The organism is Vibrio makurazakiensis (genome assembly GCF_050337375.1).
GTDB lineage: Bacteria > Pseudomonadota > Gammaproteobacteria > Enterobacterales > Vibrionaceae > Vibrio > Vibrio makurazakiensis.
The window spans coordinates 48599-56169 of sequence record NZ_JAKJSW010000030.1 but is presented as its reverse complement, the minus strand read 5'-3'; the positions used below and the strand labels follow the sequence as shown (position 1 = coordinate 56169).

Annotated in this window: 4 protein-coding genes, 1 tRNA gene and 1 pseudogene; 2 read left to right on the top strand and 4 right to left on the bottom strand. The window is 42.3% G+C overall.

From position 1 onward, the window contains the following. Window positions 1-2: 2 nt before the first annotated feature. Window positions 3-79, top strand: a tRNA-Asp gene (locus tag L4C33_RS05250). 514 nt (window positions 80-593) lie between these two features. On the opposite strand, the gene L4C33_RS05245 is transcribed toward L4C33_RS05250, so the two are convergent. From L4C33_RS05245 to hemC, 4 genes and pseudogenes are all read right to left on the bottom strand, one after another. After that, on the bottom strand, window positions 594-1775 hold the full coding sequence (locus tag L4C33_RS05245; RefSeq protein WP_428811395.1) for a heme biosynthesis protein HemY: 1182 nt from the start codon (window positions 1773-1775) through the stop codon (window positions 594-596). Continuing rightward, window positions 1775-2830: pseudogene (locus L4C33_RS05240) on the bottom strand (uroporphyrinogen-III C-methyltransferase); the annotation flags it as partial. The gene L4C33_RS05245 and the pseudogene L4C33_RS05240, both read right to left, overlap by 1 nt. A 192-nt stretch (window positions 2831-3022) precedes the next feature. After that, window positions 3023-3751: a uroporphyrinogen-III synthase gene (locus L4C33_RS05235; RefSeq protein WP_428811394.1), complete on the bottom strand. Its 729-nt coding sequence runs from the start codon at window positions 3749-3751 to the stop codon at window positions 3023-3025. Window positions 3752-3753: 2 nt separating this feature from the next. Further along, window positions 3754-4692, bottom strand: coding sequence for a hydroxymethylbilane synthase (hemC, locus tag L4C33_RS05230; protein WP_428811393.1), 939 nt, complete (start codon window positions 4690-4692; stop codon window positions 3754-3756). Window positions 4693-5036: 344 nt separating this feature from the next. Here hemC and L4C33_RS05225 point away from each other — a divergent pair, with 344 nt between their 5' ends. After that, complete coding sequence (locus tag L4C33_RS05225) at window positions 5037-7565, top strand: class I adenylate cyclase (protein WP_428811392.1); 2529 nt, start codon at window positions 5037-5039, stop codon at window positions 7563-7565. The last annotated feature ends 6 nt before the right edge of the window (window positions 7566-7571 follow it).

Below are 7571 nucleotides of genomic sequence, written 5' to 3'. Positions count from 1 at the left end.
GCGGAGTGGTAGTTCAGTTGGTTAGAATACCGGCCTGTCACGCCGGGGGTCGCGGGTTCGAGTCCCGTCCACTCCGCCACTTATACTAAGCCCAAGTCGAAAGACTTGGGCTTTTTTACGTCTGGATTATCAATACTCTATCCCACAGATAATATAATCACCCCTCATTAGCACGACCTAAAATAAAATTTACTACTTCTTCATGTCCTTTCTTCTGAATACTTATCAGATCTAACGTAAACACAGATATGAAGCCTAGCTAGTCTCAGGCTTGCTATGTATTCATAATGCCAATCGCTGTCCCTACAACCCAAGGGGTGTATCTTCCCTCTGGCCCCCCCTTATGGGCGGGCGCAAACAAGCTATTGAATTTACTTAGTTCCTATGTCGTTTGGAGCTTAAAAACGTTTCTAGAAGGAAGTATTAAGGATCTACGAGTCAGTATTTAATGTTTACTTGTGGAGTCTTACGATAGGGCTCTACGAGGGTAGTGAGCTATATGATGGGCAGACACTTGCAGGTAATAAAAAAGCCAACAGCGAGTGCTATTGGCTTTGGTTTAGTCAAATTATCACGAATTCTTACATGCTTATTTAAGCGGACTTAACTAGTGTTAAGGCTTTACGAGACACTTCATGCGCAGCCTTAGTTAGGTTCTGTTTTTCTAGTGCATCAGATAAGTAACTGTAATCAGAAACGTTGGTTCTAACTGCCAGAGCTTTTTCTAAGTGAAATTGCGCTTCAGGCCATTTATTATCACGCATGAAAAATTGTGCAAGAGCGCTGTGTGCTTCTGCGTTGTTATCATCCTTTTTCAGTGTTGCTTGCAGCATTACAATTACTGGATGGTGATCTGGTAGATTCATTTCAGGAAGCAAAGCATAAAGTTCCGGTGTTGGAGACTTCTTAATTGCTTCTTTAATCACGGTGTAAGCATCTGAATCAGCTTTACGGGTGATAAGTTGTTTAGCAAAACAAGCGATAAGATGTGAGTTTTGCTTTTGCTTCTTCGGTAATTTATCCCAGTGGGTTATTAGCCCTTCACTGCCCTGTTGCTTCGCTACATCATGTAGTAATCCACACTGAGCTTTTTGTTCAAGCTCTTGTTTTTCATCAGTAGTTAACAGCTTACTCTTAATAAGCTTTGGTGTTAGCTCTAATAGAGGCTTCCATAGCTTTAGCTCTATATAGGTCACTTTGAGTAAACCTAAAACCGCAGTGTTGCTTGGATAACTACCCTTTAAAGATGACAGTGTATCAAAGGCATCACTATAGTTGTTTTCACTGATTTGCTGCTTGGCTTTCGTTAATTCAACTGCAAGCTGAGAATCGTCTTGTTGGTTCGCTAATTCAAGGTATTTATCACGTTGAGCTGTATTACCTTGCTCATGTGCAGCCTGAGATGCGACTAGGTAACATAGTAGTGGCATGTCGTGATGATTCGCCCAGCGAGTAACTTTCTTCTCTGCAGCTTTCCAGTCACCTTCAAGAAGTTTCACAATCCCTTCGTTTGTATAGCGACGTGAACGTTTAAGTTTGCGAACACTAAACCAGTTCCAAGTTGTTGAGCTAGCTCTTAGTGCTTTTTTTAATAAGAACTCTAGGCCAAATAGACCAGCTAGAAGTGCAACAATGAAAATAACGAGTGTAGTTACACTCATCTCAACGGTTTTGTTGGCAATCGAGATGAGCACGTACCCTTGCTGACCTGCGAACTGAGTCCCTGCAAATAAACCAGCCCCTAAAACGGCTAATAGAAAAATCCAACGTATCATTATTTAGCCTCCGCAGGAGTCATTGTTGTGACTTCACGGCGAAGACGCTCACGAATGACATCAGACAATGAGTTTTGAGATTCAAGCTTAGCTGGGTAGTTAACCGTAATGTTTTGTTCACTTAGCTGTTTAATGGCTTTTTCAAACTCGATGACGGAATTGTTGTCTTGATTTAAGTAAGAAGTGGACCATTCGTTTGCTGTTTTAAGTGCAGCTGAATAAATGTCTCCTTGCTCTTTATATACTGCGCGAATAGCCGTTTCTAATTTTCCTTTAATATTCTCACGTAGGTAGAAATGCTGCTCTGGGGATAAAAGCGGAACCACTTCTCCATCACGGCTCCTGAATGTAATGAAGTTTTCAGAAAAGCCTTTTAATGAAGTCATTAAGTTGTTTTGCCAATCATTAATGTCTTGAGAGACGACTTTCTTTTCTTCTACCGTAGCTTCAGGAAGAATCGCGTTCGCGAGAGGCAATGAGTCAACTTGCTGTTGAAGGCTAGTTAGACGTAGAACTAGGCCGTCTTGGTCAATAAGAGGAATGGTGCGTAGCTTAGTAATATCATTAGCCATTGATTGACGAAGAGTTACCAAGCTAGGGTCATTAAGGGCTGCGATACGTTGATCGGCACTTTCCATTAATTTTGTCGCACTAACTGCATCATGCTCTAGGAATAATTTACGGCCTGCGAGTTTTACAAGGTAATCAGCTTCTGCCAATAGCCAGTCGTTCGGTCGTCGCCCTTTAACGTCTGCGACTGCCAGTTGTAGGCTCTGAATGCTTTTTTGTTGTTGGGACTGAATGACTTGAGTTTTTTCAACTGCTTGAGATACTTCTTGAATGGTTTGCTGTTTGACTGCTTGTAGGTCGTTATTTACCGCTGATTGGGTACTTTGCAGTTGTGCTTGCAAACTTGCTATTTGAGTAGCGTATTCTGCATTCTTTTGCTGCATCTGGAAGGCAATACCACCACTGAAAATGATAGAAATTGCTATAGCAATCGCCCCCAGTTTTACGCCGCGCTTACCCTGTTTTTGAGCTTGCTCGATCTGGTCGTCTTTCGCTTTGTTCGAATCAATGGTTGTTTCTATTTTGTTTGACTCTGTTTGTTCTGGTATTTCTTTAACCTGCTCAGCTTTCGTTGACTCTGTAGTGTCTTCTTTAACTGCAGGTTGGTTGTCTTGTTTTTTCCCAGGTTCATTATGCTCATTATTGTTTTTGCTTGTCATGCTTATGTCCTGTGTTAACTATGGCCGGAGAGTCGCCAGTAATGTTTGGTTGTTCGCACTTAACGYGTTTTCAACATGAGAAAACCCTAGTTGAAGTGCTCGGGCAGCAATACGTTGGCTAGGTACAAATAATTGTTGTTGTTGGAGCCAAGGTAAAAATTCTTTTGGGGTCGAAGAGGTAAGGAACTCTAATTGCCCCTGACTGGTGATCACAACTTGATTAATGTTGTGTGCTTTCCATTTTAGAAAGGTGTGCTTATCTTGAATTTCAATAAACTCACGGCGATAAGTTTCACAATATAAAACATGTGCGCCTAGGGATAATAGAGTCTCACGTATGAGTTCTCTTCCGCCGTTACCTCGTAAAATGGTAATGGTTTTCCCTGTAATAGCTTTGAGTTCATTTAATTGGAGAAGGTGCTCACTATCACTCGTTTCGGGGTAGTTTACGATTTGTTGAGTGACTTTGCTTAATTCGTGTGCGGTTTTTTGACCAACACCAAGGTAAATAGCGTGTTTTGGCCAGGTTACGTTTTGTTGTGTGAGAAGGCTGTGGGTAGAAGTTACTGCATGCTGGCTTACTGCGATGATGATATCGCTTTGAGCGAGTGTTTTGAAAAGCTCTGGTGTGGCGTTGCTATTCACAATGCGAATGAGCGGATGATGGAGAGAAGAAACTCCAGCATCCGCAAGCTGTTGGCACAGTGCTAGCCCTTCATTACCAGGCCGAGTTACCAACACTGCCATGATTATTCGTGGTCAGCGTACAGTTTGGTTAGGATTTCTTTTGCGCCATCATCAAGAAGTTGATTTGCTAATGTTACGCCTAACTCTTCTGCATTCACACGTGCGCCACGGATCTCACCGCGAACAATTTTAGAACCATCCGGTTCACCAACTAACGCTCGTAACCAAATATTGTCGCCATCAAGTAATGAGTAGCTACCGATTGGTACTTGGCAGCCACCTTCAAGTGTGAGGTTCATTGCACGTTCACACAATACGCGGTCCGCAGTGTCTTTGTCGTTTAATGGCTCTAATAGTTTGATTAGACGCTCGTCGTCCAAGCGACATTCGATACCGACAGCGCCTTGACCAACTGCTGGCAAAGATTGTTCAGGTTCGATGAAGCTACGGATACGATCTTCAAGTTCTAAACGTTTAAGACCTGCAGCAGCAAGAACTATCGCATCGAACTGACCATCATCAAGTTTACCCAAACGAGTGCCTACGTTGCCACGTAGCTCTTTAATGATAAGGTCTGGGCGTGCTTCTAATAATTGGCACTGGCGGCGTAAACTACATGTACCAACGGTCGCCCCTTGTGGAAGCTCTTCGATGTTGTTGTAAGTATTCGACACGAATGCATCTCGTGGGTCTTCACGCTCACAAATCGTTACTAAGCCTAAACCTTCAGGGAAATCGACCGGTACATCCTTCATTGAATGCACAGCAAGATCGGCACGACCTTCTAGCATGGCTACTTCAAGTTCTTTGACGAATAGCCCTTTACCACCGACTTTTGCTAATGGTGTATCTAGAATGATGTCGCCCTTAGTAACCATAGTCACTAACTCAACTTCTAAGCCTGGGTGAGCGGCTTGCAGTGCATCTCTTACGAAGTAGGCTTGCCATAGGGCGAGAGGGCTTTTTCTAGTAGCAATACGGATAGGTGCTGAGTTTGTCATGATGTTTCCAGTACGAATTCTTTAATGCTCTAATCCTACCACTGTGAGGTAGAAATTCTTACTGTTTGATCATGAGTTAGTTTGTTCGCGAGAGGATTTGCATAAGTTCACCAAAATAGTGTGATTGGTATCTCATTTGAAAGCTGGGCTATTATTAGAAATAGCAAATAAAGAGGAAACTAGGAGAGTGCGGTCATTCATACCTTTTAATGAATACCTCTAATCGGAGTAAGTGCATTTCCTTTACCCATTAGATTAAAAGTGTTAGATTGATCACGTTTTGTTGCTTCTTTCGGACAGTAACTAAACAAAAGTGCATTTACCTTCAAACCAAGGATATACCCTTGCAGGCTTACGTTCAGACTTTGATTCAGCGATTGGATAATCTTAATCAGCAGCGCGTTGATCGTGCTCTTGCATTGATGGATTTACAAAGTCAGCGTGTATTTCATCTTATCCCTGCTTTACTACACTTCAATCATCCTGTTATTCCTGGCTTTTACGATCAACAAGTTCCTTTTGGAATTCATAGCTTTTCGCTGAATGAATTCCAAAAGCAATTTGTCGACGACACTCAACTGACTATCGGTCAATCGTTACCTGAATCTGAAACCCCAGCTATTCTTGGTTTATATACCATGGGTAGTACTTCATCTATTGGTCAAAGCACATCTAGTGATTTGGACATTTGGGTGTGTGTTTCGCCAACGATGAGCCGAGACGATCGCGAAAGCCTGACCAATAAATGCTTATTGATTACAGACTGGGCACAAACTCAAGGTGTAGAAGCTAACTTCTTCTTAATGGACGAAGAGCGATTCCGTTCTAATTACTCAGAAGAAATGACAGGTGATAACTGTGGTTCATCTCAGCACCTATTGTTACTTGATGAATTCTACCGTAGTGCTGTCCGTTTAGCTGGGCAACGTTTGCTATGGCAAATCATTCCACCAGAAATGGAAGAGTGCTACGAAGAGTACGTGAGTGACTTATGCAGTAAAAAGTATATTGATTGCTCGCAATGGATAGATTTTGGCAAACTGAATAGCATTCCTGCGCAAGAATACTTTGGGTCTAACCTATGGCAACTCTACAAGAGTATTGATTCGCCGTATAAATCAGTATTGAAAGCGATTCTCCTTGAGGCGTACTCATGGGAATATCCGCACACTCAATTATTGAGTATTGATACTAAGCGCCGTTTCTTTACCGATGAACCCGATCTCTATGGGATGGATACGTATTACCTAATGCTAGAAAAGGTAACGCGTTATCTTGAGCGTATTAATGATACGACCAGATTAGACTTAGTGCGTCGCTGCTTTTATCTAAAGACTCATGAAAAATTGTCTCGCGAACCTGGAATGGGCTCAGTGGCATGGCGCCGTGAAGCATTAAACGAAATGATTCAGTCGTGGGGATGGGATGAAGCAACAATCGTTGAGCTTGATAATCGCCGTAACTGGAAAGTTGAGCAGGTTAAAGTTGTCCATCACGCATTATTAGATGCATTGATGTTGAGCTACCGAAATTTAATTCAGTTTGCTCGCCGTAACGACATTACTTCTGCAATCAGCCCGCAAGATATCAGTATCTTAGCGCGTAAGCTGTATGCAGCCTTTGAAGTGTTACCAGGTAAAGTTACGTTACTTAATCCGCAAATTTCACCTGACCTTCATGAGTCGGACTTAAGTTTTATTGAAGTTCGCAAAGGTCGTACTAACCAGGCTGGTTGGTATTTGTATAAGCAACCACTTGTTGCTCAACGTATTCTTGGTCAGCCAGCTTTGGAACACCACGAATATCTGAGTAAGCTTGTCGCTTGGTCGTTCTTTAATGGACTGATTACTGAATCGACGCGCCTTCACTCGGTAGTTCGTGATGCACAGATTGATATCGATAAGTTCTACCAGATGGTGAGTGACTTACGTAATACTTTTTCTTTGCGTAAACGTCGCCCAAGTATGCAAGCCCTCGCAAGTCCTTGCGAAATCAGCCAGCTCGCGATGTTCATCAATTTTGAAAGCGACCCTACTTCTGAACTGAGCGGTCGTGAACTAAAAGTTGATTTGAAAAACGTAGATATTTTTAGTTTTGGCGCAGAAGGTAAGAGTTTAGTCGGTAGTGTCGACTTGGTTTATCGAAACTCTTGGCACGAAGTGCGTACTTTGCACTTTCAAGGTGAAACAGCAATGTTAGATGCCTTGAAAACAGTTCTGGGTAAAATGCACCAAGATGCGATTCCACCAGAGTCGGTCGATGTATTCTGCTACAGCAAAAACTTGCGTGGCATTATGCGGAACATGGTGTATCAGTTGCTCGCAGAGTGTATCGATTTACGTTTGAAGCCAATTGAGCAAGAAAAACGCCGCCGTTTTAAAGCGATTCGTTTAGCGAACCAAATGTTTGGTTTGTTCTTTGAACGTCGTGGTGTTTCTGTTCAGAAGTTAGAGAACTCGGTGGACTTTTACCGCAGTATTTCGTCCAACAAACTGAAAGGTTCGCCGTTATTGATGCTCGATAAAGAGCAAGAATATCAGTTGCCAGAGGTGGTTGATGGTTTTGCTAGCGAAGGTCTGATTCAGTTTTTCTTTGAAGATACGGATAAAGGCTTCAATATTTATGTATTGGATGAGTCAAACCAAATCGAGGTTTATCATCAATACAGCGGTGAGAAAGACGAAATGATTGCGAGCGTGAATACCTTCTACACATCAGTGAAAGGTGATACTCAAATTTCGTCGCAGTTGATTAACTTTAATCTTCCTCAGTATTATCAAATTGTTCATCCAGAAGAGGGTGACTCATATGTCATTCCTTATCGTAATGATACGGTCCAATGTTCGAAAACCTCTAGGGTTGTGAACATATAGTGATAA

Excerpts from the sequence above, each read along its gene's own strand:
- hemC (WP_428811393.1), bottom strand. The coding sequence starts at position 4,692 with ATGACAAACTCAGCACCTATCCGTATTGCTACTAGAAAAAGCCCTCTC.
- L4C33_RS05245 (WP_428811395.1), bottom strand. The coding sequence starts at position 1,775 with ATGATACGTTGGATTTTTCTATTAGCCGTTTTAGGGGCTGGTTTATTT.